Source organism: Ewingella sp. CoE-038-23 (assembly GCF_040419245.1).
GTDB lineage: Bacteria > Pseudomonadota > Gammaproteobacteria > Enterobacterales > Enterobacteriaceae > Ewingella > Ewingella allii.
Genome location: NZ_JAZHOH010000001.1, coordinates 651,990 through 678,270 on the forward strand (window position 1 = coordinate 651,990; position 26,281 = coordinate 678,270).

At 57.0% G+C, this 26,281-nt stretch carries 20 protein-coding genes; 10 read left to right on the plus strand and 10 right to left on the minus strand.

Annotation, left to right across the window (positions count from 1 at the left end):
- Nucleotides 1-84: 84 nt before the first annotated feature.
- Together panC and panB are read right to left on the minus strand one after the other, a co-directional pair.
- On the minus strand, nt 85-939 hold the full coding sequence (gene panC / locus V2154_RS03120; RefSeq protein ID WP_353501023.1) for a pantoate--beta-alanine ligase: 855 nt from the start codon (nt 937-939) through the stop codon (nt 85-87).
- A 14-nt stretch (nt 940-953) separates the two neighbouring features.
- On the minus strand, nt 954-1,748 hold the full coding sequence (gene panB, locus V2154_RS03125) for a 3-methyl-2-oxobutanoate hydroxymethyltransferase (protein WP_353501024.1): 795 nt from the start codon (nt 1,746-1,748) through the stop codon (nt 954-956).
- A gap of 174 nt (nt 1,749-1,922) precedes the next feature.
- On the opposite strand from panB, the gene qseB reads away from it, so the two are divergent.
- Together qseB and qseC are read left to right on the plus strand one after the other, a co-directional pair.
- The gene (gene qseB, locus V2154_RS03130) at nt 1,923-2,597 is read left to right on the plus strand and encodes a quorum sensing response regulator transcription factor QseB (RefSeq protein ID WP_353501025.1); all 675 of its coding nucleotides are present in this window, start codon (nt 1,923-1,925) and stop codon (nt 2,595-2,597) included.
- Nucleotides 2,594-3,961 carry a quorum sensing histidine kinase QseC gene (gene qseC, locus V2154_RS03135; RefSeq protein WP_353501026.1) on the plus strand — a complete coding sequence of 456 codons (1,368 nt, stop codon included), beginning with the start codon at nt 2,594-2,596 and terminating at the stop codon, nt 3,959-3,961. The genes qseB and qseC overlap by 4 nt, the downstream gene beginning before the upstream one ends.
- 27 nt (nt 3,962-3,988) lie before the next feature.
- On the opposite strand, the gene folK is transcribed toward qseC, so the two are convergent.
- From folK to thpR, 6 genes are all read right to left on the minus strand, one after another.
- Nucleotides 3,989-4,468, minus strand: coding sequence for a 2-amino-4-hydroxy-6-hydroxymethyldihydropteridine diphosphokinase (gene folK / locus V2154_RS03140; RefSeq protein ID WP_353501027.1), 480 nt, complete (start codon nt 4,466-4,468; stop codon nt 3,989-3,991).
- Nucleotides 4,465-5,787 carry a polynucleotide adenylyltransferase PcnB gene (gene pcnB, locus V2154_RS03145; protein WP_353503899.1) on the minus strand — a complete coding sequence of 441 codons (1,323 nt, stop codon included), beginning with the start codon at nt 5,785-5,787 and terminating at the stop codon, nt 4,465-4,467. The genes folK and pcnB overlap by 4 nt, the downstream gene beginning before the upstream one ends.
- A gap of 511 nt (nt 5,788-6,298) precedes the next feature.
- Complete coding sequence (gluQRS, locus tag V2154_RS03150) at nt 6,299-7,213, minus strand: tRNA glutamyl-Q(34) synthetase GluQRS (protein ID WP_353501028.1); 915 nt, start codon at nt 7,211-7,213, stop codon at nt 6,299-6,301.
- Between the two features lie 76 nt (nt 7,214-7,289).
- The gene (dksA, locus tag V2154_RS03155) at nt 7,290-7,745 is read right to left on the minus strand and encodes an RNA polymerase-binding protein DksA (RefSeq protein WP_034787382.1); all 456 of its coding nucleotides are present in this window, start codon (nt 7,743-7,745) and stop codon (nt 7,290-7,292) included.
- A 286-nt stretch (nt 7,746-8,031) separates the two neighbouring features.
- Nucleotides 8,032-8,751 carry a DNA/RNA nuclease SfsA gene (gene sfsA, locus V2154_RS03160; protein ID WP_353501029.1) on the minus strand — a complete coding sequence of 240 codons (720 nt, stop codon included), beginning with the start codon at nt 8,749-8,751 and terminating at the stop codon, nt 8,032-8,034.
- Between the two features lie 18 nt (nt 8,752-8,769).
- Complete coding sequence (gene thpR, locus V2154_RS03165) at nt 8,770-9,315, minus strand: RNA 2',3'-cyclic phosphodiesterase (RefSeq protein ID WP_353501030.1); 546 nt, start codon at nt 9,313-9,315, stop codon at nt 8,770-8,772.
- A gap of 79 nt (nt 9,316-9,394) precedes the next feature.
- Here thpR and hrpB point away from each other — a divergent pair, with 79 nt between their 5' ends.
- Nucleotides 9,395-11,836 (plus strand): ATP-dependent helicase HrpB, encoded by a 2,442-nt coding sequence (gene hrpB / locus V2154_RS03170; RefSeq protein WP_353501031.1) that lies wholly within the window; start codon nt 9,395-9,397, stop codon nt 11,834-11,836.
- Nucleotides 11,837-11,965: 129 nt separating this feature from the next.
- Nucleotides 11,966-14,551, plus strand: coding sequence for a bifunctional glycosyl transferase/transpeptidase (gene mrcB, locus V2154_RS03175; protein WP_353501032.1), 2,586 nt, complete (start codon nt 11,966-11,968; stop codon nt 14,549-14,551).
- Nucleotides 14,552-14,614: 63 nt separating this feature from the next.
- Here the strand turns inward: mrcB and V2154_RS03180 are convergent, their stop codons facing one another.
- A complete protein-coding gene (locus V2154_RS03180; protein WP_353501033.1) occupies nt 14,615-16,153 on the minus strand; it encodes a peptide MFS transporter in 1,539 nt (512 codons plus the stop codon).
- 550 nt (nt 16,154-16,703) lie between these two features.
- Between V2154_RS03180 and fhuA the strand changes: the two genes are divergently transcribed.
- From fhuA to fhuB, 4 genes are all read left to right on the plus strand, one after another.
- Nucleotides 16,704-18,932, plus strand: coding sequence for a ferrichrome porin FhuA (gene fhuA / locus V2154_RS03185; RefSeq protein ID WP_353501034.1), 2,229 nt, complete (start codon nt 16,704-16,706; stop codon nt 18,930-18,932).
- Between the two features lie 107 nt (nt 18,933-19,039).
- Nucleotides 19,040-19,867, plus strand: a complete 828-nt coding sequence (gene fhuC, locus V2154_RS03190) for a Fe3+-hydroxamate ABC transporter ATP-binding protein FhuC (RefSeq protein WP_353503900.1) — start codon at nt 19,040-19,042, stop codon at nt 19,865-19,867.
- 1 nt (nt 19,868) lies between these two features.
- Entirely contained in the window at nt 19,869-20,771 is a 903-nt protein-coding gene (gene fhuD, locus V2154_RS03195; protein ID WP_353501035.1) for a Fe(3+)-hydroxamate ABC transporter substrate-binding protein FhuD, read from the plus strand.
- Nucleotides 20,768-22,756, plus strand: coding sequence for a Fe(3+)-hydroxamate ABC transporter permease FhuB (fhuB, locus tag V2154_RS03200; RefSeq protein WP_353501036.1), 1,989 nt, complete (start codon nt 20,768-20,770; stop codon nt 22,754-22,756). The genes fhuD and fhuB overlap by 4 nt, the downstream gene beginning before the upstream one ends.
- A gap of 63 nt (nt 22,757-22,819) precedes the next feature.
- Here the strand turns inward: fhuB and hemL are convergent, their stop codons facing one another.
- Complete coding sequence (gene hemL / locus V2154_RS03205) at nt 22,820-24,100, minus strand: glutamate-1-semialdehyde 2,1-aminomutase (RefSeq protein ID WP_353501037.1); 1,281 nt, start codon at nt 24,098-24,100, stop codon at nt 22,820-22,822.
- A 173-nt stretch (nt 24,101-24,273) separates the two neighbouring features.
- Here hemL and clcA point away from each other — a divergent pair, with 173 nt between their 5' ends.
- Both clcA and erpA read left to right on the plus strand, forming a co-directional pair.
- Nucleotides 24,274-25,740 carry a H(+)/Cl(-) exchange transporter ClcA gene (clcA, locus tag V2154_RS03210; RefSeq protein ID WP_353501038.1) on the plus strand — a complete coding sequence of 489 codons (1,467 nt, stop codon included), beginning with the start codon at nt 24,274-24,276 and terminating at the stop codon, nt 25,738-25,740.
- Nucleotides 25,741-25,828: 88 nt separating this feature from the next.
- Nucleotides 25,829-26,203 carry an iron-sulfur cluster insertion protein ErpA gene (gene erpA / locus V2154_RS03215; protein WP_072009848.1) on the plus strand — a complete coding sequence of 125 codons (375 nt, stop codon included), beginning with the start codon at nt 25,829-25,831 and terminating at the stop codon, nt 26,201-26,203.
- Nucleotides 26,204-26,281: the final 78 nt, after the last annotated feature.

The following is a 26,281-nucleotide window of genomic DNA, read 5'->3' on the forward strand; positions in this document are numbered from 1 at the left end:
GAAGGCTTGGGATAACAAATTGATGAAATACAAAAAATCCGATACCCAGATCGACCACATCTTTGCCGATTTAGTACCCGTTGTCTACTGCGTCAAATCAACCTGCTGATTATCAATCAGTCGCGCTTTACCCAGCCACGCCGCCATCAGAATCACGGCCGACGTGCTATCCACATTCAGCTCTTGCAGGGTCTTGGCGTCGCGAATAAACAGCTCGTCAGGGGTGAAGCCGGCGTCGCGTAGCTGCTGCGCCGTCTCTTCCAGCATCTCTTCGACGTGGCGCTCGCCTTGGCTCAGGCGCTTGGCCAGCTGGTTCATGATTTTCGCCAGCTCAGGCGCGGTTTTGCGCTCGTCGTGAGTGAGATAACCGTTGCGCGAACTCAGTGCCAAACCGTCTTTGGCGCGCACGGTCGGCACACCGATAATCTCGATGTCATAACCCATGTCTTCCACCAGCGTGCGGATCAGCGCCAACTGCTGGAAGTCTTTTTGGCCGAAGCAGGCGACGTCAGGCTGCACCAGATTGAACAGCTTGCTGACGATGGTCGACACGCCGCGAAAATGCCCCGGACGGCTCGCGCCCTCCAGAATGGTGGAGATAACCGGCACGTCGACCTGAGTCTGGGTGGCCAAGCCTTTCGGATAGATATCCGCCGGCGACGGCGCGAAAACTAAGTCCACGCCGCGTTTGTTCAGCTTCTCGCAGTCTTCCTGCAAGGTGCGCGGGTAGCGTTCTAAATCGTCAGGGCGCTCGAACTGCATCGGGTTAACAAAGATACTTACTACCACCACGTCGCCCCGGGCTTTGGCTTCTTCCACCAGGGTCATGTGACCTTCATGCAGGTTGCCCATGGTGGGAACCAGTGCGATACGTTTGTTGTTCTGGCGGTAAAAACGAATTTCACGGCGCAGCAGCGGCACATTTTCAATAATCAGCACGTCGATAACCCTTCTTATTTAAAACTGTGTTCTTCGCCCGGATAGACACCCTGAGCAACTTGTTCAACATACAGGCGCACCGCGCCGCGAATGTCGCCAGCCTCGGTGAGGAAGTCTTTGGCGAACTTCGGCGTGTGGCCGCCGGTGATGCCAAAGGCGTCGTGCATCACCAGAATCTGGCCGTCGGTCACGTTGCCCGCGCCGATACCAATCACCGGAATGGCAAGCTCTTCGGTCACGCGCTTCGCCAGCTCGACCGGCACGCACTCCAGCACCATCAGCTGTGCTCCGGCTTCTTCGAGTGCCAGCGCATCTTTCACCAGCTGGTTAGCCGCCACTTCGTCACGGCCCTGCACTTTATAGCCGCCGAACACGTTGACCGACTGCGGCGTTAAGCCCAAATGACCACAAACCGGCACCGCGCGCTCGGTGAGCATTTTCACCGTTTCACACAGCCAGCTTCCGCCTTCTAACTTCACCATATTGGCCCCGGCGCGCATCAGCACGGCCGCGCTGGCGAAGGTCTGCTCTGGGGTGGCATAGCTCATAAAAGGCAGGTCAGACAGCAGCAGCGCCTTGGGCGCACCGCGACGCACGCAGCGCGTGTGATAGGCAATCTCTTCGACAGTGACTGGCAGGGTAGAGTCATGGCCCTGCACCACCATGCCGAGGGAATCACCAATCAGCATCACGGGGATACCCTGCTCGGCGAACAACTGCGCGAAGCTGGCATCGTAGGCGGTAATGGTCGCAAACTTGTGGTTCTCTTGCTTCCACTGGCGTAACTGGCTGAGGGTTGTAGCTTTCATGAGATCTTCCTATGAACAATTCATTCGGTGAATATCTTGCCGACATTCTACTGTATGACCGAATAAGCAGGTAGTGAAGTTCCTGCTCAGGGCACGGAACATCTTAAGAACTGCTTAAGGTGGTTGACGTATAATCAAAGAGTGGAGATTTCGGGCGAATATTAAGGAAGAGCAATGCGCATTTTACTGATTGAAGACGACAACATGATTGGCGATGGTATCAAGGCCGGGTTGGGCAAGCTGGGGTTTACGCTGGACTGGTTTACCGACGGTAAAATGGGCAAAGCGGCGCTCGACAGCGCGCCTTATGACGCAGTGATTCTGGACCTGAGCCTGCCGGGCCTCGATGGTATGCAGCTTTTACGGGAATGGCGGCGCGAGGGCAAAGACACGCCGGTGCTGATCCTTACGGCGCGTGACGCACTGGAACAGCGGGTGAGTGGCCTACAGGCCGGCGCCGATGACTATCTGTGCAAACCTTTTGCGCTGGTGGAGGTCGCGGCGCGGCTTCAGGCACTGATCCGCCGTCGCCACGGGCAAATCACCTCCATTGTTACCCACGGCAGTTTACACTTCGACCCTGCCTCTCGCAGCGCGACGCTAAATGGCGAAGTCGTGGTGCTCACCCAGCGCGAAATCACCGTCATGGAGCTGTTTCTCAACAACAAAGGCCGGGTTCTGCCTCGCCCGCTGATTCAGGAAAAGCTCTACAGCTGGGACGATGAGGTCAGCAGCAACGCGGTTGAAGTGCATATTCACCACTTGAGGAAGAAGCTCGGCAACGGCTTTATCCGCACCGTCCACGGCGTGGGCTACACCCTGGGCGATGCCACGGAGGAGGGCCAGTGAGAGCAAGATTTGCGCGTCTCAGTTTGCGGCTGCGGCTGATTTTATTGTTCGGCCTTTTGGCGCTGCTCACTTGGCTGGCCGCCTCGGTTATCGCCTGGCAGCAGACTCGCCACAACATTAATGAAGTGTTCGACACCCAGCAGATACTGTTCGCCAAACGGCTGGCAGGGGCGGGGCTGGCGGAGATGATGGCGGTGGAGCACGACGTGCGCCTGCCGGAAACCAAGAAAATCCTGCATAAAGGCAATCGCGGCCATACCGATGATGACGCGCTGACCTTCGCCATTTTTGATCGTCAGGGCAAGATGCTGCTCAACGATGGCGAGAACGGCAAGCATATCCGCTTTGACAGCAGTACGCAGGGGTTCACCGACAGCCAGCTGGAAGGGGATGACGACGCGTGGCGACTGCTGTGGCTGACCACCGCCGACGGGCAGTTCCGCGTGGTGGTCGGGCAAGAATATGACTATCGCAACGATCTGGCGTGGACGCTGGTCAGCGGGCAGTTAATGCCGTGGCTGGCGAGCTTGCCTATCCTGCTTCTCGCGATGATCCTGCTGATCACTCGCGAGCTAAAACCTTTGCGCCGGGTGGCGGACGATCTTCATCGCCGCGCGCCTGACGACGCTGCGCCCATCTCCACCCAGCAGGTTCCCTCCGAGGTTTTGCCTCTGGTGACATCCCTTAACTCGCTGTTTAGCCGCACCGGCGAGCTGCTGGTGCGCGAGCGCCGCTTCACCTCCGATGCCGCCCATGAGCTGCGCAGCCCGCTGGCGGCGCTGCGCGTTCAAACCGAAGTGGTGCAGCTTTCCGGCGATGACGCCAGCGCGCGGGAACATGCACTGGGGAATCTCACTACCAGCATTGATCGCGCCACGCGGCTGGTGGATCAACTTCTGACCCTGTCGCGGCTGGAGTCTTTTGACGGTTTAGAGGAGCTTGAGCCTATCAGCTGGGCCAGCCTGCTGATGCAGGTGATGGGTGAGCAGGACGCCGCCGCGCACGCCCGCGGCATCGCGCTGCGCTTTGAACCTCTGGGCGAACCGGCGACGATTCAGGGCCAGCCGTTGCTGCTTTCGCTGATGCTGCGCAACCTGATTGATAACGCGGTTCGCTATTCGCCGCGCGGGTCGAACGTCACGGTGTGGCTCGACGAGCAGGGGATTCGGGTTGAAGATCAGGGGCCGGGCATTGATGAAGCGCATCTGGCGAGGCTGGGGGAGAGATTCTATCGGCCGCCGGGGCAACAGCAGACCGGCAGCGGGCTGGGCGTTTCGATTGTGCAGCGTATCGCCCAGTTGCACGGCTTGCAGGTGAGTTATCGCAATCGCCAGCAGGGTGGCTTAGAAGTCGTAATCAGATAAGCAACGGCCAGATGAACTGGCCGCGAATTACCAGCGTTCCAGCCCGTTCAGCGGCACGCGGGTGAGAACAGTTTGCAGAGATTCGCCGTCAGGGAACACCACGTCTGGCGCGATTTCTGCCAGCGGATAGAGCATAAACTCACGGTTTTTCATGTCGTAATGCGGCACGGTCAGACGTTCGGTGTTGATCACCCGATCGCCATACAGCAGCAGGTCTAAATCCAGCGTGCGCGGTCCCCAACGTTCCAGCTTTCGCACCCGGCCCTGATTCTGTTCAATGGCCTGAGTGCAGTCTAGCAGTTCTTCTGGCGGCAGTTCGGTATCCAGTGCCACCACGGCATTGAGGAAATCAGGCTGATTTTGCGGGCCGAGGGGCTTGCTGCGGTAAAATGCCGAGCAGACCACCAGCTGGGTGCGGGGCATGTGCGCCAGAGCTTCCAGCGCACAGTTAACCTGGTCTACAGGCTTGGCAAGGTTACTGCCGAGCGCAATGTAGACCCGAATCATTGCGCATTGTCCTTGCGCGGTGCCCGTTTGCGAGGGCGGCGCGGACGGCTACGGCGCGGTGCGGCGTCATCACCGAGCGTACCCAGCATGTTTTTCTGCGAGGCCGGTGTCGCTTCCTGGAACTCACCCCACCATTCGGTCAGGCTTTGCAGTTCGCGATGCTGCTCGACTTCGGCGCGCAGCGCCAGCAGGTCGAAGGCGGCGCGGAACTTCGGATGCTCCATCAGCTTGTGCGCACGTTTACCCTGACGGCGAGACAGGCGCAGTTGCAGCGCCCAGATATCACGCACCAGCGTAGTAATACGTTTTGGGATCGCCAATGTGCGGCACTGCTCGTCGAGCACGTCGTTCATCGCCAGCGAGAAGGCATCGTAATAGGTCAATCCGCCTTCCTGTGCCAGCTTCTGCGCGTGTTCAATCACCGGATACCACAGCATCGCGGCGAACAGGAACGCAGGGTTAACGCGCTGATCGTTTTGCAGACGGAAGTCGGTGTTTTTCAGCACCTGAACCAGAATGCGCTCCATCGGGCTGTCACCTTCTTCGGTGAACTGGCGTGCAATCAGCGGGAACAGCGGCTGGAACAGCTGATATTCACGCAGCTTCAGGTAGGTCTGGTAGCCGTTGCCCGCTTGCAGCAGTTTTAAAGACTCTTCGAACAGGCGCGCCGGAGGGATTTCTTGTAACAAGGTCGCCAGTCGTGGAATAGGCTGTGCGGTTTCAGGGCTGATTTTCATGTCCAGCTTGGCGGCGAAACGCACGGCGCGCAGCATACGCACCGGGTCTTCGCGGTAGCGCGTTTCTGGATCACCGATCAGGCGAATAATGCCGTTTTCAAGGTCACGCAGGCCACCGGTGTAGTCACGCACGGTGAAGTCGGCCACGCCGTAATACAGGCTGTTGATGGTGAAGTCGCGGCGCTGGGCGTCATCTTCGATGGTGCCGAAGATGTTGTCGCGCAGCAGCATGCCGTTGACGGCCTGCTGGGAAGAGTTTTTGTCTTCCACTTCTTCTTGCTGCTCGTGATGACCACGGAAGGTGGCGACCTCAATGATTTCCGGCCCAAACATCACGTGAGCCAGACGGAAGCGACGGCCCACCAGACGGCAGTTGCGGAACAGTTTGCGTACCTGCTCAGGCGTAGCGTTGGTGGTGATGTCGAAGTCTTTCGGTTTCTTTTCCAGCAATAAATCGCGCACGCCGCCGCCAACCAGGTAGGCTTCGTAACCGGATTTATTTAAGCGATACAGCACTTTAAGGGCGTTTTCGCTGATATCACGACGAGAGATGTTGTGCTCATCGCGAGGAATAATGGTCATGGCGCGGGTTTCGCCTTCGTAATCAAAGGAGACGCGGGCTTTCTTCGCCGGCTCTTCGGTCACGTAACGTTCAACGAATGGGCGATCGCCGCGTGGCGCTTCGCTGGCTGAACGGCGATTGTCATGATTTTCGTTCTGACGAGGGGCAGAGCGGGATGGCTGTCTCGCGCCTTGCGCAGCATTATTGCCGCGTCGATCGCCTCGATTGCCATTGTCATCCCGGCGATTACGGTTATCGCGATTGCCACTGCGTTCGCGGCGTGGGGATGACGGCGTTCTTGGGTTGCCGTCGGCAACGGAAGCAGAGTCCACGGAGGTTGGGTCGCGGCGGTCTTTATCTTCACGAAGAGGGGCTGGTTCAGGCACCGCGTTTTCTTCACGGATGACTTTGTCTTCACGAACTAGCACCTTACGGCAAAAATTGGCTACTCGGGTAAAAATGGGACACCTCGATAGTGACTGATAAAAATGACGCGACGCAAAAACAGCGGCTAATCATAGCTCACACTGGCTACTTTGAGAATGCCGAAGTCAAATCTGGCGGAGCTTTCGCATGCTGACGCGGCATCTGCGCGGGGGACCAATGTTCAATCGCCCAGCGTAATAATAAATCTAATGGTAATTCCTGCCAGTTTTCCGGCAAGGTTTGACCTAAAAATTGTAACGCTTTCAACAACACGGGGCGCGGGTCGCCGGGTGGCAGGCCGGGCGCGTGATTTTGTTTGGAAAGCTTATCGCCACTCTCATTGACCGCCAGCGGCAAATGCAAATATCCCGGCTGCGGGTAGCCAAGATTCTGATAAAGCGAAATCTGCCGCACCGTTGGCTCAATTAAGTCGGCTCCGCGCACCACGTGATTGACTCCCTGATAGTGATCGTCGACCACCACGGCGAGGTTATAGGCGAACAGGCCATCTCGGCGGCGGATAATAAAATCCTCTTCGGCGAGAGTCTGGCTGGCGTGCAGTTGGCCCTGAAAATCATCGTCGAAGGCGTAAACCGGGCGCGTCTGGCGCAGGCGAATCGCCGCATTCTCAGGCCCAAGGCCTAAGTGCTGACAGTGGCCATCATAGGTGCCGCCGAGCTGGGCGACGCGCTGGCGGGTACAGGTGCAGTAATAGCTCAGGCCATTGATGTGCAACGAGTCTAGGGCGGCGCGGTAGGCGTCATGGCGTTTCGACTGCCAAACCACTTCACCATCCCAGTGCAGGCCAAAACGTTCAAGCGTGGCAAGAATGCTGTCGGCGGAACCGGCGATTTCGCGTGGCGGGTCGAGATCGTCAATACGCACCAGCCACTGGCCCTGCGCGGCGCGGGCGTGCAAATAGCTACCGAGGGCGGCAATCAGAGAACCAAAGTGAAGTTCACCGGAAGGTGAGGGAGCAAAGCGGCCGATGTAGGGCGACGTGGCGTGGGTATCTGACATAAGAAGTTTGAAACGAAAGAGGGTGCTGCGTTGTTAAGGGAACGCGGTGCGTAATGCACCGCGTGGGACCCGAGACTTAACCTGCCATCTGCTTTTCGCGGATTTCAGCCAATGTCTTACAGTCAATGCACAAATCAGCGGTAGGACGTGCTTCGAGACGGCGGATACCGATCTCAACGCCACAGGAATCGCAATATCCGAAATCCTCGTCTTCCACTTTTTTCAGCGTTTTTTCAATTTTTTTGATCAGCTTACGTTCACGGTCGCGGTTACGTAGTTCAAGGCTGAATTCTTCTTCCTGAGCGGCACGGTCGACCGGATCTGGGAAGTTTGCAGCTTCGTCCTGCATGTGCGAAACGGTACGGTCAACTTCATCCCTGAGCTGATTGCGCCACGCTTCAAGGATCTTCTTGAAGTGGGTCAGCTGAGCGACGTTCATGTACTCTTCGCCTGGCTTCTCTTGGTATGGTTCTACCCCAGCGATGGCGAGAATGCTCAAGGACGATGTCTTACGGGTTTGCCCTTCTTGCATGATGCTTCTCCTACATAAAACGCACTATACTCTTCATCCTTTAAGCTACTGCTGCGTTGTCCGCCTTGCTGTAATTCAACGATGTTGAGTATTTCGATCCCCAAAAGGGGGAAAAAATCAGGCCGCTATAAATACCAGAAGGCAACGAGGTAAGCAATTAATCATCGCAGGGTCTTGACAGACCTGTGAGGAAAAGCGTATTCGCGACTCCTTAATCCTTCAAAAATTGAACAATTTAGAGTCTCTGCCCCCATGTGGTCGCCGCCGATGGCTTTAATAACAGGGGTTATCCGACAAACTGGCGGGTAGCCAGAGGTAAACGTTCTGTGAGGCGGATACCCTCGGCAGAAAGTTTTGCACCGTAACACATCACTTCGACACCGTTTTTCTGTACCTGCGTCAACAATGCTGCATAACGCGGATCAATATGGTGTGCCGGAGAGACGCTTTCAATGCCTGAATGCAATACAGCGAAAAATAAAACGGCTCGCTGTCCCTGTTCTGCCATCGCTTGAAGCTCGCGTAAATGCTTCTGACCTCGCAGGGTCACTGCGTCGGGGAAGAAGCCGCATCCTTGTTGCAACAAGGTGACAGATTTCACTTCAATATAGCAGTCAGAACCGTTATCCGCCTGTAACATAAAATCTATGCGACTGTTTTCGGCGCCGTATTTAACTTCGCTAGAGATCTTACTGTAAGCAGATAATTCTGGAATGCCGCCTAATTCCAGCGCTTCTCGCACTAGCTGGTTGGCCCGCAGCGTGTTGACGCAAATCCAGTGCCCCTGCTGCGTTTCGGTAAGCTCCCAGCTATGGGCGTACTTGCGTTTTGGGTTGTCGGAGGTGGAATACCAGACGGTATCGCCCGGCGTAGCGCAGCCGGTCATCGCGCCGGTATTGGCGCAATGCAGGGTTAATTCCTGACCTTCTGGGGTGACCACGTCCGCCAGAAAACGTTTGTAACGTTTGATCAGGGTTGCGGGTTGAAGTGGTGGCTCGAAGTGCATGACATTTCCTGATTGAAATTAGTCGTTAGGCGCGGCGGGCGACAGCGGCCAGCTTTGCAACAAGGAGTATCGGGTGCGGCCACTCTCATAAAGGGACTGGTACAGGCCAAACTCGGTGGCGTCCAGCGTCCAGTTGGGTGTTGCGGGAGGAATGGCGACCGGACGAGTGGCGGCGCGGAACAGCGAAATATGCGGATGAAACGGCAGCGTGCTCTGGTAACAGCCGTTGCGCGCCGCGTGGGAGCGCAGCACCTCGGCCAGTTGCAGCAGCGCGCGTGGCGCACGCCGAGTGCCGAGCCAGACCACGCCGGCTCCGGGCCAGTGGCCCGCGTCATCGATTTGCACGCTGAAGGCTTTGGCATCGATTCGCCCGGCGACGCCGCGTAAAGCCGCCTCTTTTTGTTCGCTCACCTCGCCCAAAAAGGCCAGAGTGATATGCAAATTGGCCGCCGTCAGCGGGCGTCCTGTCTCGGCCGGGAAATTATCAGCACGCCATTTAATCACCTGTTTTTGTAATTTCGGTGGCAGTGATAAAGCAAAAAACAGACGGCGTTGAGCGGACATTGCAGGTTCCCTTAAGGCAGAAGCAGGCCCAGATGCTACAATGCTGGCGCTTTAAATCAACTCATATGGGGCTTTTTCATTGTCATCTTCTTTGCCGGTCAGTGCCGTACTTGACCCTTTATTAGCCGCGCTAAAAAGCGCACCGCAGGTACTGCTGCTGGCCCCGACGGGCGCGGGCAAATCGACCTGGCTGCCGCTACAGCTGCTGCAACAGGCTAACCTGCCCGGTAAAATCCTGCTGCTCGAGCCGCGTCGGCTGGCGGCCAAGAACGTGGCTTATCGTCTGGCCCAGCAGCTTGGCGAAACGCCCGGCCAGACCGTCGGCTATCGCATGCGCGCGGAAAGCAAAACCAGCGCCGCCACTCGTCTTGAAGTGGTCACCGAGGGGATCCTGACCCGCATGGTGCAGGCCGACCCTGAGCTGAGCGGCGTCTCACTGGTTATCCTCGACGAATTCCACGAGCGCAGCCTGCAAGCCGATTTGGCGCTGGCGCTGCTGCTCGACCTGCAAAACGCCCTGCGCGATGACCTCAAGCTGCTGATTATGTCCGCCACCCTCGACAATCTGCGACTCACCCCGCTGCTGCCCGACGCGCCGGTGATTGTCTCTGAGGGGCGCAGCTTCCCGGTGGATCGCCACTATATTTCTCTCGCCAGCCACGAGCGCCTCGACGAAGGCATAGCGCGGGTGGTGAGTCGCCTGATGAGCGAAAACGGCGGCTCGATGCTGCTTTTCCTGCCCGGCGTGGCGGAAATCACTCGCGTGCAGAACCTGCTGGCAGGGAGAGTGTCTGACGATATCGACCTCTGCCCGCTGTATGGCGCGCTGACGCTCGATCAGCAGCAAAAGGCGATTCAACCTGCGCCAGCGGGCCGCCGCAAAATCGTGCTCGCGACCAATATTGCTGAAACCAGCCTGACTATCGAAGGTATTCGGCTGGTGGTGGACAGCGGGCTGGAACGCAGCGCGCAGTTTGACCCGCGCTCCGGCCTGACCCGTCTGGTGACGCAGCGGATTAGCCAAGCTTCGATGACCCAGCGCGCGGGCCGCGCCGGGCGTCTGGAGCCGGGTCTGTGCTGGCACCTGTTCGCCAAAGAGCAGGCTGAACGCGCCAGTGCGCAGGGCGAGGCGGAAATTCTGCAAAGCGACCTGAGCAGTTTCTGGCTCGAACTTTTGCAGTGGGGCTGCCAGCAGCCGGAGCAACTGTCGTGGCTTGATGCGCCGCCCGCACCCGCGCTGGCGGCGGCCAAAACCTTGCTGCACTCTCTTGGCGCGACGGATAGGCAGGGAAAACTTACCTCGACGGGGCAGCGCATGGCCAAGCTCGGCTGCGAGCCGCGCCTTGCCGCGATGCTGATTGCCGCCGATGCTCAGGGCGCCGATGCCTTAGCGACGGCGGCGCTGCTGGCCGCCATGCTGGAAGAGCCTCCGCGCGGGGGCATGCCGGATATCGATTATTGGCTCAGTCGCCCGCAGGGCAATTGGCAGCGCCGCGCCGGTCAGCTAGCTCAGCGGGTTTCGGCCAAAAAAGGTCAGGTGGACGCGGCGCTGGCTCCGTGGCTATTGGCCGTCGCTTTCAGTGACCGCATAGCTCAGCGCCGGGGAGCCGATGGCCGCTATTTGTTAGCCAACGGCCTCGGGGCTTCTCTGCCGCAGGACGATGCGCTAACCCGCGCCGCGTGGCTGGTGGCGCCGCAGCTGTTGCAGGGCAATAACAGCCCGGACGCGCGAATTTTGCTGGCAGTGACGCTGGATGCCAGCCAGTTGGCCGAGCGTTTGCCGCAAATTGTCAAAGAGCAAACTGCGGTCGAGTGGGATGAAGAGAAAGGCACGCTACGCGCGTGGCGGCGCTGGCAGGTGGGGCGGCTGGTGTTGAAAGCTAACCCACAGGCCAAGCCGGATGACGCCGATTTACAACAGGCGCTGATTGACTGGGTTCGGCAGCAGGGTTTGGCGTCGCTTAACTGGTCGGTAGCCGCCGAACAGCTGCGCCTGCGCCTGACTTGCGCCGCCAAATGGATGCCCGAAGCTGACTGGCCCGCGATGGATGACCAAAGCCTGCTTGACGGCCTCGAGCAGTGGCTCTCGCCGTCGCTTAACGGCGTGCGCTCGCTCAAAATGCTGCAACATGTGGATTTGCATGACGCGCTGCTGCGGCTGCTAGATTGGCATCAGCGCCAGCGATTAGATAAGGCGCTGCCGACCCATTACACCGTTCCTACTGGCAGCCGTTTGCCAATCCGCTATTATGCTGACCAGCCGCCGATTTTGTCGGTGCGGATGCAGGAAATATTTGGCGAGGAGCGCAGCCCGATGCTGGCCGAAGGCCGCGTCGCCGTGGTGCTGGAGCTGCTTTCGCCCGCCCAGCGCCCGTTGCAGATCACCGCCGATTTGGCGGCATTCTGGCAAGGGACGTATCGCGAAGTACAAAAAGAGATGAAAGGTCGCTACCCTAAGCACCCCTGGCCGGATAATCCGGCTGTGGAAATGCCCACGCGTCGCACCAAAAAATATCAATGACCAGAAAACCCAAGCCGATAGACGCGAAATTGTCTGATTTTTTTCAGAGATTTCTTCTGGTCATAGCCACAACCGAGGCAGAGAGTAGGCCGCAATTTATGAACACAGCAGTTTTTATGGAGAGTTGTCATGTCTGGCGATGATCGCGAGCCGATTGGCCGTAAAGGCAAACCCGCAGGACGTAAGCCTTCGCGCTCGCGTCCGGTACGTCGCCGTAGGGATGACGATTATGAAGAATTCGATGATGACTATGAAGAAGACCGCGAAACGGATGACGACTATGACGATGAAGAAGAGACCCGTCGGGAGTCGCGTATGACCCGCAAAGCCGCGCCACGCAAAGCGGCGAAATCCGGCAAAGGCGGCAAGCCGCGCAGCAGAAAACGCTGGTGGTTCTGGCTGCTGCTTAAGCTGTTCATCATCTTCGCCATTCTGATGGGGATTTACGGTTTCTATCTCAATACTGAGATCCGTGGCCGTATTGATGGCAAAGTCTGGCAGCTGCCAGCGGCGGTGTATGGTCGTCAGGTCAACCTTGAGCCGGACATGCCGTACAGCAAAAAAGAGATGATTAACCTGCTGGAAGGCACGCAATACCGCCAAGTAACGCGTATTACCCGTCCGGGCGAGTTTACCGTGGCTGCCAACAGCATCGACTTGCTGCGCCGCCCGTTTGATTTCCCAGATGGTAAAGAGGGCCAGATCAACGCGCGCCTGATGTTCGAAGATAACCATCTTTCGGAGATTAAGAACCTCGACAACAACCGCGATTTCGGGCTGTTCCGCCTCGATCCGCGTTTGATCACCATGCTGCAATCTCCGAACGGCGAACAGCGCCTGTTCGTGCCGCGCTCTGGTTTCCCGGACCTGCTGGTGGACACGCTGCTGGCAACCGAGGACCGTCACTTCTATGAGCACGATGGCATTAACTTCTGGGCGATTGGCCGCGCGGTGGTGGCGAACTTAACCGCCGGACACGCGGTGCAGGGCGGCAGTACGCTGACCCAACAGCTGGTGAAAAACCTGTTCCTGACCAACGAACGCTCGCTGAGCCGTAAAGCGCGCGAAGCCTATATGGCGATTCTGGTCGACGCCAACTACAGCAAAGATCGCATCCTCGAGCTGTACCTGAACGAAGTCTATCTCGGCCAGAGTGGCTCAGATCAGATTCGCGGCTTCCCGCTGGCGAGCCTCTACTACTTTGGCCGTCCGGTGGATGAGCTGAGTCTGGATCAGCAGGCGCTGTTAGTCGGCATGGTGAAAGGCGCCTCGCTGTACAACCCGTGGCGTAACCCGAAACTGGCCCTTGAACGCCGCAACTTAGTGCTGCGTTTGCTGGTTAATCAAAAAGTTATCGACCAAGAATTGTATGACATGCTCAGCGCGCGCCCTCTGGGCGTCCAGCCGAAGGGCGGGGTGATTTCTCCTCAGCCAGCCTTTATGCAGATGGTGCGTCAGGAGCTGCAGGCCAAGCTTGGCGATAAAGTACAGGATATGTCAGGGGTGAAAATCTTCACCACCCTCGACCCGATTTCTCAGGATTCCGCCGAGAAAGCCGTGGAAGAAGGCATTCCTTTACTGCGTAAGAAGAGCGGGTTGAACGACATTGAAACCGCGATGGTGATTGTTGACCGCTATACCGGCGAAGTGCGTGCCATGGTCGGCGGCGCCGAAACCCAGTTTGCGGGCTTCAACCGTGCCATGCAGGCGCGTCGTCAGGTCGGCTCTCTGGCCAAGCCTGCGACCTACCTGACTGCCCTGTCGCAGCCGGATAAATACCGCCTGAACACCGTGCTGGCTGACCAGCCGCTGACCCTGAAACTGGCCAATGGCCAGACCTGGTCGCCGAAGAACGATGATCACCAGTTCCGTGGACAGGTGCTGCTGGTGGACGCGCTGGCGCGCTCGATGAACGTGCCAACGGTTAACCTCGGTATGGCTGTCGGTCTGGATAACATTACCAAGCAGCTGATTAACCTGGGTATTCCAAAAGAGTCGCTGAACCAGCTGCCGTCAATGCTGTTGGGGGCTATTGCCCTGACGCCGATGGAAGTTGCGCAGGAGTACCAGACCATTGCCAGCGGCGGCAACAAAGCGCCACTGTCCGCCGTGCGTTCGGTAATTGCGGAAGACGGTACCGTGCTCTACCAGAGCTTCCCACAGGCGGTTCGGGTTATTCCGGCTCAGGCTTCTTATCTGACCATGTACGCGATGCAGCAGGTGGTTTCCGAGGGGACTTCACGCGCCTTGGCGAACAAGTTCCCGAACCTGCATCTGGCGGCGAAAACCGGTACCTCCAACGAACTGCGTGACAGCTGGTTCGCGGGTATCGACGGCAATCAGGTGGCGATCACCTGGGTTGGCCGCGATAACAACGGCCCGTCTAAGCTGTGGGGTTCTACCGGCGCGCTGGTGCTCTATAGCCGCTATCTGGATAACGAAACGCCGCAGCCGCTGACCTTGCAGGTGCCGGAAGGCATCACCACCATGAATATCGACGGCAGTGGAAACTTTGTCTGTAACAGCGGTGGCCTGACGGGCGGCGTAGCGCGCAGTATCCCGGTTTGGACCGATTCCCCTGACCAACTCTGTCAGGCGTCGCAAGCCGCGATTCAGCAGCAGCAACAACAGCAGCAGCAACAGCAGCATTCTCAACAAGAAGATGGCAAAGGCGTTGCGGGCTGGATTAAGGATATGTTCGGCTCAAGTCCGTAGGATCAGATGCTGAAATGAAAAAGGGCGCGACTCAGTTCGCGCCCTTTTTTTATTAGGAGGGGATTAGCTGTTTTCAGCCGGTTTCTGCTGGTTTTCCATCATGCGACGGATTGGGACAATCAGCAGGATCAGCACCGCGGCACAAATCAGCAGCGCGATGGAGCAGCGCGCGAACAGGTTAGGGAGCATTTCCAGTTGGTCAGCTTTCACGTGACCACCAATCAGGCCCGCTGCCAGATTACCCAGCGCGCTGGCGCAGAACCACAGGCCCATCATCTGGCCGCGCATTCTTTCCGGCGCCAGCAGGGTCATGGTCGCCAACCCGATTGGGCTAAGGCACAGCTCACCCAGCGTCAGCATCAGAATACTGCCCACCAGCCACATCGGGGAGACACCCGCACCGCCGTTGCTCAGCACGTTTTGCGCCGCCAGCATCATCAGGCCAAAGCCCGCCGCAGCAAACAGGATGCCGATAACAAACTTAGTGATGCTGCTCAGTTGGATTTTTTTACGCGCCAGCGCAGGCCACGCCCAGCTGAAAATCGGTGCCAGTAGGATAATGAACAGGGCATTGATCGACTGGAACCACACCGCAGGGATCTCGAAATCACCAATCATTCGCTGGGTATAGTCATTGGCGAACAGGTTGAACGAGGTCGGTTTCTGCTCGAAGGCGGACCAGAAGAAGGCTGCTGATACTAACAGAATGAAGCAGACCAACAGGCGGGCGCGCTCTTTGCGGCTCAAACCGGCGAACACGAATAGATAGATGAAATACAGCGTGACCGAGGCGGCAATCACGTAAACCAGCATGCTGGCTACGGCCAACGGGTTAATAACGATAATGCCCTGAGCGATAAGCGTAACAATCACTGCCACGCCGACGGCCAATGCCAGCAACCAAGTGCCAACGCCATTCTTCTTAGCAACCGGTGTGTTCCAGGTGGAGTCCAGACCCACTTCTTTGTCATAGCGCTTCATCGAAGGCACGGCAAACAGGCGGAAAATAACCAGCGCCACCAACATTCCGATACCACCGATGCCGAAGCCCCAGTGCCAACCGTGGTCGCGAACCAGCCAGCCGGAGATCAGCGGGGCGATAAACGAACCCATGTTGATGCCCATATAGAACAGCGAAAAACCGCCGTCGCGGCGGGTATCACCCTTCTTATATAGAGTGCCGACCATCACCGAGATACAGGTTTTGAACAGGCCCGACCCCAGCACGATAAACATTAAACCGATGAAAAACAGGTTGTCGCCCATTACCGCCGACAGGGCGATGGAGAGGTGGCCCAAGGCAATTAGAATCGAGCCATACCACACGGCTTTTTGCTGCCCCAGCCAGTTATCGGCCAACCAACCGCCCGGCAAAGCGGCCAAATACATGCTGCCCGCGAAGATACCGACAATCGCCGAGGCATTCTCACGCGCTAGCCCCATGCCGCCGTCGAACACCGCGGCAGACATAAACAGAATTAATAATGGGCGGATGCCGTAGAACGAGAATCGCTCCCACATCTCAGTGAAGAACAGGGATCGAAGTGGGTAAGGATGGCCGAGGAACGTCCGGCTTTCTTGTTTGTTAACAGAGGATTGCATAATGTATTGCCTATTTGGTTTGCTGTATTAAATGCAGCTTTTATTGTCGATGTATGTGTATCTATAGCCTCGGCAATTTCCCTATTAGCCTTAATTATCCCGGTGCGGATTTAACTCCTTTGAGCCTGCTAAAACGCAGTATCGCGCGGGGGAAGGGCCGTACTGTATTTTGTTTTCACAGGATGCTCAACGTTGTTTTATTGCTCTCTTTAGTCCTTTTAACCATTTCCATGCTGTGAAACCGCGATTTTAAACGCTTTTTCACCCCCGCGACGATGCATTCAGCGCTTTGAAATTGGGGCATACATTCAGCAGCTAATTTTTACCCTTGGGTAACATTAAAAATATTTATTCTTCATCGGCTTCACATGCCATTTCGAACATTTACCCATCGTATTTACCCCTGTATTACATAGGGCTATTTTCTATTCGTTCACACTTTGTCCGGTCTTAATGCGCTTGCAGAAGGACATCGGTTGCGCATATCATCCGACGTTCATAATAATAATTATCGTTTACATTCCCATTCAACATCTCCAGAGAACAGCAAATGGCACATCAGCGCACACTTTCAATGACTGCATCAAAAGGGTCTTTTCAGCGTGGAACTTTGGCATTAACTATCGCCGCCGCATTGGGAACGACAGCGTTTCAAGCCACCGCGGCTGAGACCAGCAGCACCCCGGCGAAAAGCGATACTATCGTGGTCACCGGCAACGCCGCGGCTAACGTAGCACCGGAATCAGCCTGGGGACCGTCGCCAACCATCGCGGCGAAACACAGCGCCACCGGCACCAAAACCGACACGCCGATTGTTAAAACCCCGCAGTCAATTTCTGTTGTGACCCGTGAAGAGATGGACATGAAGCAGCCAACCACGGTGAAAGAGGCGCTAGGCTACACGCCGGGCGTGTTCGCCAGCCGTGGCAGCTCTGCTACCTATGACGCGATTGCCATTCGCGGGTTTACATCAGTAAACACCAACCAGTATCTGGACGGGATTAAGCTTCAGGGCGATAACTATTCTGAAGTTTCCATGGATCCGTACTTCCTTGAACGCGTTGAAGTGCTGCGTGGCCCATCTTCCGTGCTCTATGGCAAAAGTAATCCGGGCGGCGTGGTGGCAATGGTCAGCAAGCGTCCAACAACTGAGCCATTGAAAGAAGTGCAGTTCAAAATGGGTACAGACAATCTGTACCAAACCGGTTTTGATTTTAGCGATGCCATTGATGACGCGGGCATTTATTCCTACCGTTTGACCGGCGTCGCGCGTAGCCAAGATACTCAGCAGGTGATGTCGAAAGAGCAGCGTTACGCGATTGCTCCGTCATTTAGCTGGCGTCCGGATGATAAAACTGATTTCACCTTCCTGAGTAACTTCCAGAACGACCCGAATACTGGCTTCTATGGCTGGCTGCCGCGTCAGGGCACCGTGGTGCCTTACTATGATGCCAACGGCAAGCCACACAAGATTTCTACTGACTTCAACGATGGCGAAGCGGACAACAAACTGTCGCGCGATCAGAAGATGGTGGGTTACAGCTTCGCCCATGAATTTAACGATACGTGGACCGTGCGTCAGAACCTGCGCTATACCACGATCAGCAGCGATTTCCGTGGCGTCTATGGCAATGGCTATATTGCACCGGGCCAAATGAGCCGCGCATTTGTGCAGTCGAAAGAAGAACTTAACAACTTCGACGTTGATACTCAGGCGCAGGCCAAGTTCGCGACGGGTTCAGTGGATCACACCTTGCTGACCGGCGTGGACTACATGCGTATGCGTAATGACATCGACGCCTACTATGGCAGCGCGAACCCGCTGGACTTGGGCAATCCACAGTACGGCAATGCTGGTGTGAAGTTGAACTTCCCGTATCAGATTCTCAACCGTCAGGAGCAAACGGGTCTTTACGCACAGGATCAAGCTGAGTGGAATAACTGGATCCTGACCTTAGGCGGCCGTTACGACTTCGCTAAAACCTCAACGTTGACTCGCAGTGCAAACACCACTGCTGAGATTAACGATGAGCAATTCACTTGGCGTGGTGGTCTGAACTACCTGTTTGATAACGGTATTTCACCGTACTTCAGCTATAGTGAATCCTTCGAGCCAAACCCAGGTGCTTCCGCTGAAGGTAAACCTTTCGACCCTTCGATTGGTAAGCAGTACGAAGCTGGGATCAAATACATTCCTGACGATCGCCCAATTAGCCTTACTGCGGCGATCTATCAGCTGACTAAAACTAAAAACCTGACGGCCAATCCGGATCCAGCCTTCTCTTCCTTCAGCGTGCAGTCGGGAGAAATCCGTTCTCGCGGTGTTGAGTTGGAAGCCAAAGCTGCGGTAAACGCCAATATCAATTTGACGGCGTCATACACCTACACAAATGCGAAATACACCGAAGACACTGCTTATCAGGGCAAGCGTCCGGCAGAAGTGCCACGCAACATGGCTTCTCTGTGGGCTGACTATACATTCCACGAAACGGCACTCAGCGGCCTGACTGTTGGTTCCGGTGTGCGTTATGTGGGTGATAGCTCCAGCTTCTATACCACGGGTGCGCAAAACAATCAGACCTTCGACGTGGCATCCTACACGCTGGTTGACGCGACCATTAAGTATGACTTAGGGCGTTTCGGCATGCCGGGCTCGTCGGTTGGCGTGAACGTCAACAACCTGCTGGATCGCGAATATGTCGCTAGCTGCTATCGTGATTATGCCTGTTACTGGGGTTCTGACCGTCAGGTCGTTGCCACGGCAACTTTCCGCTTCTGATAGCCTGACGTAGTCATGAAAAGTGGGCACGGAACCTCGTGCCCTTTTCCATTTTTGTTTCTTCAAATCTGATGTAAAGAGCGGCTAACTCAATGTCTGAAAATATTATGCCAAACCACGCCGTGAATCATTCTGCCGCGCAAACTGACTCTCATGCTAATGACAGTACGTTCAGCCTGAATGAGGTGAGTTTCACTGTGCCCGGACGCACGCTGCTTGCGCCGCTGTCGCTGACGTTCCCGAAGGGAAAAGTGTGCGGGTTAATTGGTCATAATGGCTCGGGCAAATCCACGTTGCTCAAAATGCTAGGTCGCCATCAGTCTGCTTCTGCCGGGCAAATTCAGTTGAATGACACTCCTCTTGAGCAGTGGGATAGCAAAGCCTTTGCGCGTCAGGTCGCTTATTTACCGCAACAACTTCCCGCCGCCGAAGGCATGACGGTGCAAGAGCTGGTGGCGATTGGCCGCTATCCGTGGCACGGCGCGTTGGGGCGTTTCAAACATCAAGATCGTGAGAAAGTCGAAGAGGCTATTTCACTGGTTGGCCTGAAGCCTTTCGCCCATCGTTTGGTGGATAGCCTGTCCGGCGGCGAACGCCAGCGCGCATGGTTAGCCATGATGGTGGCGCAGGACAGCCGCTGCCTGCTGCTCGACGAACCCACTTCTGCGCTGGACATCGCCCATCAGGTAGACGTGCTGGCCCTGATCCATCGCCTCAGCCAAGAGAAAGGGCTGACGGTGATTGCCGTCTTGCACGATTTGAACATGGCGGCGCGCTACTGCGATTATCTGATGGCGCTGCGCGGTGGCGAATTAATTGCCCAAGGCACGCCGGAAGAGATGATGCGCGGCGATGTGCTTGAGCAAGTTTATGGTATCCCGATGGGCATCCTCCCGCACCCAGCCGGTGGCGCACCGGTAAGCTTTGTCTATTGATATGTCTACGATTTTCCCTACACCTGACCTAAATCGCCGCCGTCTGCTACAGGCGTTGGCGCTCTCTCCGCTGCTGGCGGCTATTCCTTCTTTCGCCGCCACGCGCCCTGATTTGAGCAAAATTATTGCCCTTGAATGGCTACCGGCCGAGCTGCTGATGGCGCTGGGCGTCACGCCAATGGGCGTGGCGGATATCCGCAATTACAACCTGTGGGTGAATGAGCCAAAACTTCCAGCGAATGTGATTGATGTCGGCCAGCGAATGGAGCCGAATATGGAGCTGATGCAGCAGCTTAAACCTTCGCTGCTGCTGGTGTCTCAAGGCTATGGCCCGAATGCCAAACAGCTGGCGCCGATTGCGCCGGTGCTGGGTTTAACGGCCAACGACGGCAGCCCGAATCCGCTCCAGCAGGCGATTCGCTCGCTCAACAAGCTGGCGAGTTACCTCGACTTACAGGAGCGCGCTGCCCAGCACCTGAAGATTTACCATGACCTGCTGGACACTACGCGCACTCAGGTGCAGCCCTTCGTGCAAAAGCCTATTCTGCTGTTCTCCTTCCTCGACACGCGCCACGTTTTGGTTTTTGGCAAGGGCAGCCTGTTTCAGGAGATCATGCTCGATTTAGGTTTGACCAACGCATGGCAGGGTGAAAGCAGCTTCTGGGGCAGCGTGAGTGTTGGCATTGAGCGTTTGGCGGCGGTTAAAAACGCCCACGCCATCTGCTTCGGGCACGGCGACGCCGATGTCTATGCGCAGGTTTCTCGTACGCCGCTGTGGCAATCCATGCCCTTTGTGCGCGAAAAACAGCTGAGCATGGTGCCCGCTGTTTGGTTCTACGGCGCGACCTTCAGCGCTATGCGTTTTTGCCGCATCCTGACGGCTACGCTGGGGAAAGCCTCATGAATCGTCGCTCTCTCAGCCTGACCTTCATCTTATTAATCCTACTGGCGCTGGTCAGCGCGGCCCTCAGCCTTTACAACCTGCGCCAGCAACTGCCGTTCGATCAGTGGAGTCAGGCGCTGTGGCAGCCGAGCATCGATAACGTCAATCAGATGATGTTCCATTACAGCACGCTGCCGCGCGTGGCGGTGGCGCTGCTGGCCGGTGCGTCCTTGGGGCTGGTCGGGCTGTTATTCCAACAGGTACTGCGCAATCCACTGGCGGAACCCGCCACCCTTGGGGTCTCGGCGGGGGCGCAGCTCGGCCTGACGGTATCCATTCTATGGGCACTGCCCGGCGGCGAGCTGACACAGCAATTTGCCGCAATGATTGGCGCGATAGTCATCGGGCTGCTGGTGTTTGGCATTGCGTGGGGCAAACGCATGTCGCCGGTGACGCTGATCCTTGCCGGATTGGTGCTCGGCCTGTACTGCGGCGCGATTAACGGCCTGTTCGGGCTGTTCAATTACCAGCGGCTGCAAAGCTTATATATGTGGAATACCGGCTCGCTGAATCAGCAAGACTGGAGCGTGGCGAGTTTCCTGCTGCCCCGGCTGATTATCGTTTGGGTGCTGGCGTTTGTGTTGCAACGCCCGATGACGCTGCTGGGTTTGGATGACGGCATTGCCAAGAATCTGGGGCTGGGGCTGAACGTCGCGCGCCTCAGCGTGCTGGCGCTGGCGATTCTAATGAGTGCGCAGATTGTTAACGCCGTGGGCATAGTTGGCTTTATCGGCCTGTTCGCGCCGCTATTAGCGAAGATGCTCGGAGCGCGCCGCCTGACGTCAAGGCTGATCCTCGCGCCGCTGATTGGTGCTCTGCTGCTGTGGCTGACCGACCAAATCATGCAATATCTGACACAGGTGTGGATGGAAATCCCCACCGGGGCGGCCACCGCGCTGGTCGGCGCGCCGCTGCTGCTCTGGCTACTGCCGCGTCTGCGCAACAGTATGTCGCCGCCGCCGATGGATCAGGGCGACCACGTTCCAGAAGAGCGCCACCACTTGGTGCGCTGGGTCGGGCTGGCGCTATTACTGCTGGTCGTGGGCGTTGCCGTCGCGCTGATGGCCGGGCGCGATGCTAATAGTTGGAACTGGTCCACTGGCGCGCAGCTTGATGCGCTGCTGCCTTGGCGCACACCGCGCGTGGTAGCTGCATTTTCTGCCGGGCTGATGCTGGCATCGGCCGGTGTGCTGATTCAGAAGCTAACCGGCAATGCCATGGCGAGTCCTGAAGTGCTGGGGATAAGCTCCGGCGCGGCCTTCGGCGTGGTGCTAATGCTGTTCCTCGTCCCCGGCGACGCCTTTGTCTGGCTACTGCCAGCGGGAAGCGCGGGCGCGGCCATTACGCTGCTGGTGATTCTGGTTTCATCCGGGCTGAAAAGCTTCTCCGCCGAACGCATGCTGCTGACCGGTATTGCGCTCAGTACGGCCTTCAGCACGCTGATGGCGCTGCTGCTGGCCAGCGGCGATCCGCGCATGGGCGGCCTGCTGACGTGGATCTCCGGCTCGACTTACTCGGTGACCATGGCACAGGCGTGGCGCACGGCGGCCATTGCTGCCGTATTGCTGGTGTTGGTGCCTTTCTGTCGCCGCTGGGTGAGTATCTTGCCGCTGGGCAGCGTGACGGCTAAATCGGTGGGCATGGCGCTGACGCCTTCTCGCTCGGCGATTTTGCTGCTGGCTGCGGTAATGACCGCGGCCGCGACGCTGACCGTCGGGCCACTGAGCTTTATCGGCCTGATGGCGCCGCATATGGCGCGGATGCTAGGCTTCCGCCGCGCTATTCCTCAGTGGATGGTCGCCAGTATTTTGGGTGGACTGCTGATGGTGTTTGCCGACTGGTGCGGGCGAATGATTATCTTCCCCGACCAAATTCCTGCCGGGCTATTGGCCACCTTTATCGGCGCGCCGTACTTTATCTATTTGCTGCGGAAGCAGGGAAGGTAGTATCCAACTCAGAAATACAAAAAGGGGCCAATTGGCCCCTTTTTTAATGCTGTTTTGCAACAATCAAAGCTTAGCGAAGCAGCGGCGCGCCGCGTCGATGGTGCGCTGAATGTCTTCCTGAGTGTGAGCCAGAGACATAAAGCCAGCTTCGAAAGCAGAAGGAGCCAGATAGACGCCTTCTTCCAGCATCAGGTGGAAGAACTTCTTGAAGCGCTCGACGTTGCACTTCATCACGTCCTGATAGCTGGTGACGGTTTCTGATTCGGTGAAGAACAGGCCGAACATGCCGCCAACGTGGTTTACCACGAACGGAATGTTCTCTTTCTGCGCGGCATCCACCAGACCTTCGGCCAGACGGGTAGTCAGCTCGGTCAGGGTTTGATGCACGCCCGGCTGGGAAACCTGCGTCAGACAGGCGATACCGGCGGCCATGGCAATCGGATTACCTGACAGCGTACCTGCCTGATAAACCGGGCCGGTTGGCGCCAGCGCGTCCATCACTTCACGGCGTCCGCCGAATGCGCCGACCGGCATGCCGCCGCCGATGATTTTGCCCAAGCAGGTCAGGTCAGGCATCACGTTATAGTGCTCCTGAGCGCCACCCAGCGCGACGCGGAAGCCGGTCATCACTTCATCGATAATCAACAGCGCGCCAAACTCGTCGCACAGCGCGCGCAGGCCCGGCAGGAATTCTGGCAGTGGCGGCACGCAGTTCATGTTACCGGCCACTGGCTCAACGATGATACAGGCCACGTCGTCAGGGTATTGCTCGAACACCGCGCGGACGGAATCCAGATCGTTATAGGTACAGGTTAAAGTATGCTTGGCGAAATCAGCCGGTACGCCCGGCGAATTTGGCTGGCCCAGCGTCAGTGCGCCAGAACCGGCTTTGACCAGCAGGCAGTCAGCATGGCCGTGATAGCAGCCTTCGAATTTGATGATTTTGTCGCGATGGGTGAAGCCACGGGCCAGACGAATAGCGCTCATGGTGGCTTCGGTACCGGAGTTCACCATGCGCACCATGTCCATGCTCGGCACCAAACCGGTGACCAGCTCGGCCATTTTGACTTCCATCTCGGTTGGCGCGCCGAAGCTTAAACCGCGCTGCGCCGCTTCGATCACGGCGTTGCGGATCTCGGCGTTGTTGTGGCCAAGCACCATTGGGCCCCATGAGCCGACATAGTCGATATACGCCTTGCCATCGGCATCAAAAAGGAAAGCGCCATCAGCACGCTCAATGAATAACGGGACGCCGCCCACGCCGGAGAACGCGCGAACCGGTGAGTTTACGCCACCTGGGATTAGCGCCTGCGCCTGCGAAAACAGGCTTTCTGACTTACTCATATACGGCTCCTGGATTGTGCTGCTTTTGTAGAAAAGGGAAATAATGCGCCCATTCTAAAGAAGTGGGGCGCGTTATGAAATCGCTTCGCGCTGTTGGTCTGGTATTCCGTTTTCCGAAATTGGGCTTTTTGTGGTTAAATCTGCCCATCTTATTAGCCTATTCCTGCAAACTCATGACTGATACCTCGTCCCACGACTCTGCTAAAGATGCTGCTCTGCGCGGGCCCCGCAAGCGCAGCGATGTTCTGCGCTATTTTCTGCGTCGAGATAAAACGCCGGTGGCGATTCTGGTGGTCGCGGCGATAGTCGGCACCGTCGCCGGTCTGCTTGGCGTGGCTTTCGAAAAGGCGGTGGATTGGGTGATCCACCTGCGCCAATCGGGTTTAGGCGTGTTTAGCGATCATTGGATCTTGCTGCTGCCGGTAGCCTTTATCGCCTCGGCGTTACTGGCCATGCTGGGCTATTTTCTGGTTCACCGTTTTGCGCCAGAGGCCAGTGGTTCAGGCATTCCTGAGATAGAAGGGGCGCTGGAAGAGTTGCGGCCGGTGCGCTGGTGGCGGGTGATCCCTGTGAAATTTATCGGCGGTATGGGCACGCTTGGCGCAGGCATGGTGCTGGGTCGCGAAGGGCCGACGGTGCAGATGGGGGCCAATATCGGCAAGATGATGGTGGATATTTTCCGCCTGCGCAGTGCCGAAGCGCGCCACTCGCTGCTGGCAACCGGTGCGGCGGCGGGCCTTTCCGCAGCCTTCAATGCCCCTCTGGCGGGCATTCTCTTTATCATCGAAGAGATGCGTTTGCAGTTCCGCTACAGCCTGATTTCCATAAAAGCGGTGTTTATCGGCGTGATTATGTCGAGCATCGTGTTCCGCATTTTCAACGGCGAAGGCGCGGTGATTGAAGTCGGCAAGCTGGCCAATGCGCCACTCAACACCCTGTGGCTCTATCTGGTGCTGGGCATGGTGTTTGGCATGGTCGGCGTGGCGTTCAACGCGTTGATATTCCGCACTCAGGATATGTTCGCCAGAATGCACGGCGGCAAGCTGCGCAAAGTGCTGATCATTGGCGGCCTGCTGGGCGGTTTCTGCGGAGTCTTGGGGCTGTTCCTGCCCGAAGCCGCCGGAGGCGGTTTTGCGCTGATCCCCCTCGCGGCGGCGGGGAAATACACGCTGGGCATGCTGCTGTTTATCTTTCTTATTCGAGTTGCCACCACGCTGCTGTGCTTTGCCTCAGGCGCGCCCGGCGGGATTTTTGCCCCGATGCTGGCACTCGGCACATTGCTCGGCACGGCCTTTGGTAGCGCCAGTCTGGCGATGTTCCCGCAGTACGGCATTGAGCCTGCCACCTTCGCGATTGCCGGCATGGGCGCGCTTTTTGCCGCCAGCGTCAGAGCGCCGCTGACCGGGATAGTTTTGGTGTTAGAAATGACGGATAATTATCAGCTGATTTTACCGATGATTATTACCTGCCTGGGTGCCACCCTTCTGGCACAGTTCCTTGGCGGTAAGCCCTTGTATTCCGCCATTCTTACCCGCACTTTACAGCGGCAGGAGCGGGAAAATGCTGCCAAGGCGGAGAGTAAAGAAGCTGACCAGAGCATAAATAGACAGGACGACGGCGCGAAAACCGCTCATACTTGAACCATAACGCTACCTATTAGATAATTAGGTCATTATTCAGACAGTCAATCCGGCGGCCTGAACAGAATACGGATTGGGAGTAAAAAAGATGAGTGAAGCAACAATGAGTGATCCAACCGAAGTGGAAACCAGTGCCTTGCCTCTGCAATTCACCGAAGCGGCTGCCCACAAGGTTAAAAACCTGATCTCTGACGAAGAGAATCCGGATCTGAAACTGCGTGTTTATATCACTGGCGGCGGCTGTAGCGGCTTCCAATACGGTTTCACTTTCGATGACAAAATCAACGATGGCGACATGACGATTGAAAAATCTGGCGTGGCGCTGGTGGTTGACCCGATGAGCCTGCAATATCTGGTGGGTGGCTCGGTTGATTACACCGAAGGTTTGGAAGGTTCACGTTTTATCGTGACTAACCCGAACGCTAAAACCACCTGTGGTTGTGGTTCATCGTTCAGTATCTAACGATTTGCTCATTTCTGAATCTGATTCGGCAAGAATTAAGAAGCATTAAGAAGAATTAAAAGTTTAAAAAGCCCGTTT

Coding starts and splice junctions, on each gene's coding strand:
- clcA (WP_353501038.1), top strand. CDS start 24,274: ATGACTGATACCTCGTCCCACGACTCTGCTAAAGATGCTGCTCTGCGC.
- hemL (WP_353501037.1), bottom strand. CDS start 24,100: ATGAGTAAGTCAGAAAGCCTGTTTTCGCAGGCGCAGGCGCTAATCCCA.
- erpA (WP_072009848.1), top strand. CDS start 25,829: ATGAGTGAAGCAACAATGAGTGATCCAACCGAAGTGGAAACCAGTGCC.
- dksA (WP_034787382.1), bottom strand. CDS start 7,745: ATGCAAGAAGGGCAAACCCGTAAGACATCGTCCTTGAGCATTCTCGCC.
- V2154_RS03180 (WP_353501033.1), bottom strand. CDS start 16,153: ATGCAATCCTCTGTTAACAAACAAGAAAGCCGGACGTTCCTCGGCCAT.
- gluQRS (WP_353501028.1), bottom strand. CDS start 7,213: ATGTCAGATACCCACGCCACGTCGCCCTACATCGGCCGCTTTGCTCCC.
- fhuB (WP_353501036.1), top strand. CDS start 20,768: ATGAATCGTCGCTCTCTCAGCCTGACCTTCATCTTATTAATCCTACTG.
- sfsA (WP_353501029.1), bottom strand. CDS start 8,751: ATGCACTTCGAGCCACCACTTCAACCCGCAACCCTGATCAAACGTTAC.
- thpR (WP_353501030.1), bottom strand. CDS start 9,315: ATGTCCGCTCAACGCCGTCTGTTTTTTGCTTTATCACTGCCACCGAAA.
- fhuD (WP_353501035.1), top strand. CDS start 19,869: ATGTCTACGATTTTCCCTACACCTGACCTAAATCGCCGCCGTCTGCTA.
- qseB (WP_353501025.1), top strand. CDS start 1,923: ATGCGCATTTTACTGATTGAAGACGACAACATGATTGGCGATGGTATC.
- fhuC (WP_353503900.1), top strand. CDS start 19,040: ATGCCAAACCACGCCGTGAATCATTCTGCCGCGCAAACTGACTCTCAT.
- panB (WP_353501024.1), bottom strand. CDS start 1,748: ATGAAAGCTACAACCCTCAGCCAGTTACGCCAGTGGAAGCAAGAGAAC.
- fhuA (WP_353501034.1), top strand. CDS start 16,704: ATGGCACATCAGCGCACACTTTCAATGACTGCATCAAAAGGGTCTTTT.
- mrcB (WP_353501032.1), top strand. CDS start 11,966: ATGTCTGGCGATGATCGCGAGCCGATTGGCCGTAAAGGCAAACCCGCA.
- pcnB (WP_353503899.1), bottom strand. CDS start 5,787: ATGACCATTATTCCTCGCGATGAGCACAACATCTCTCGTCGTGATATC.
- folK (WP_353501027.1), bottom strand. CDS start 4,468: ATGATTCGGGTCTACATTGCGCTCGGCAGTAACCTTGCCAAGCCTGTA.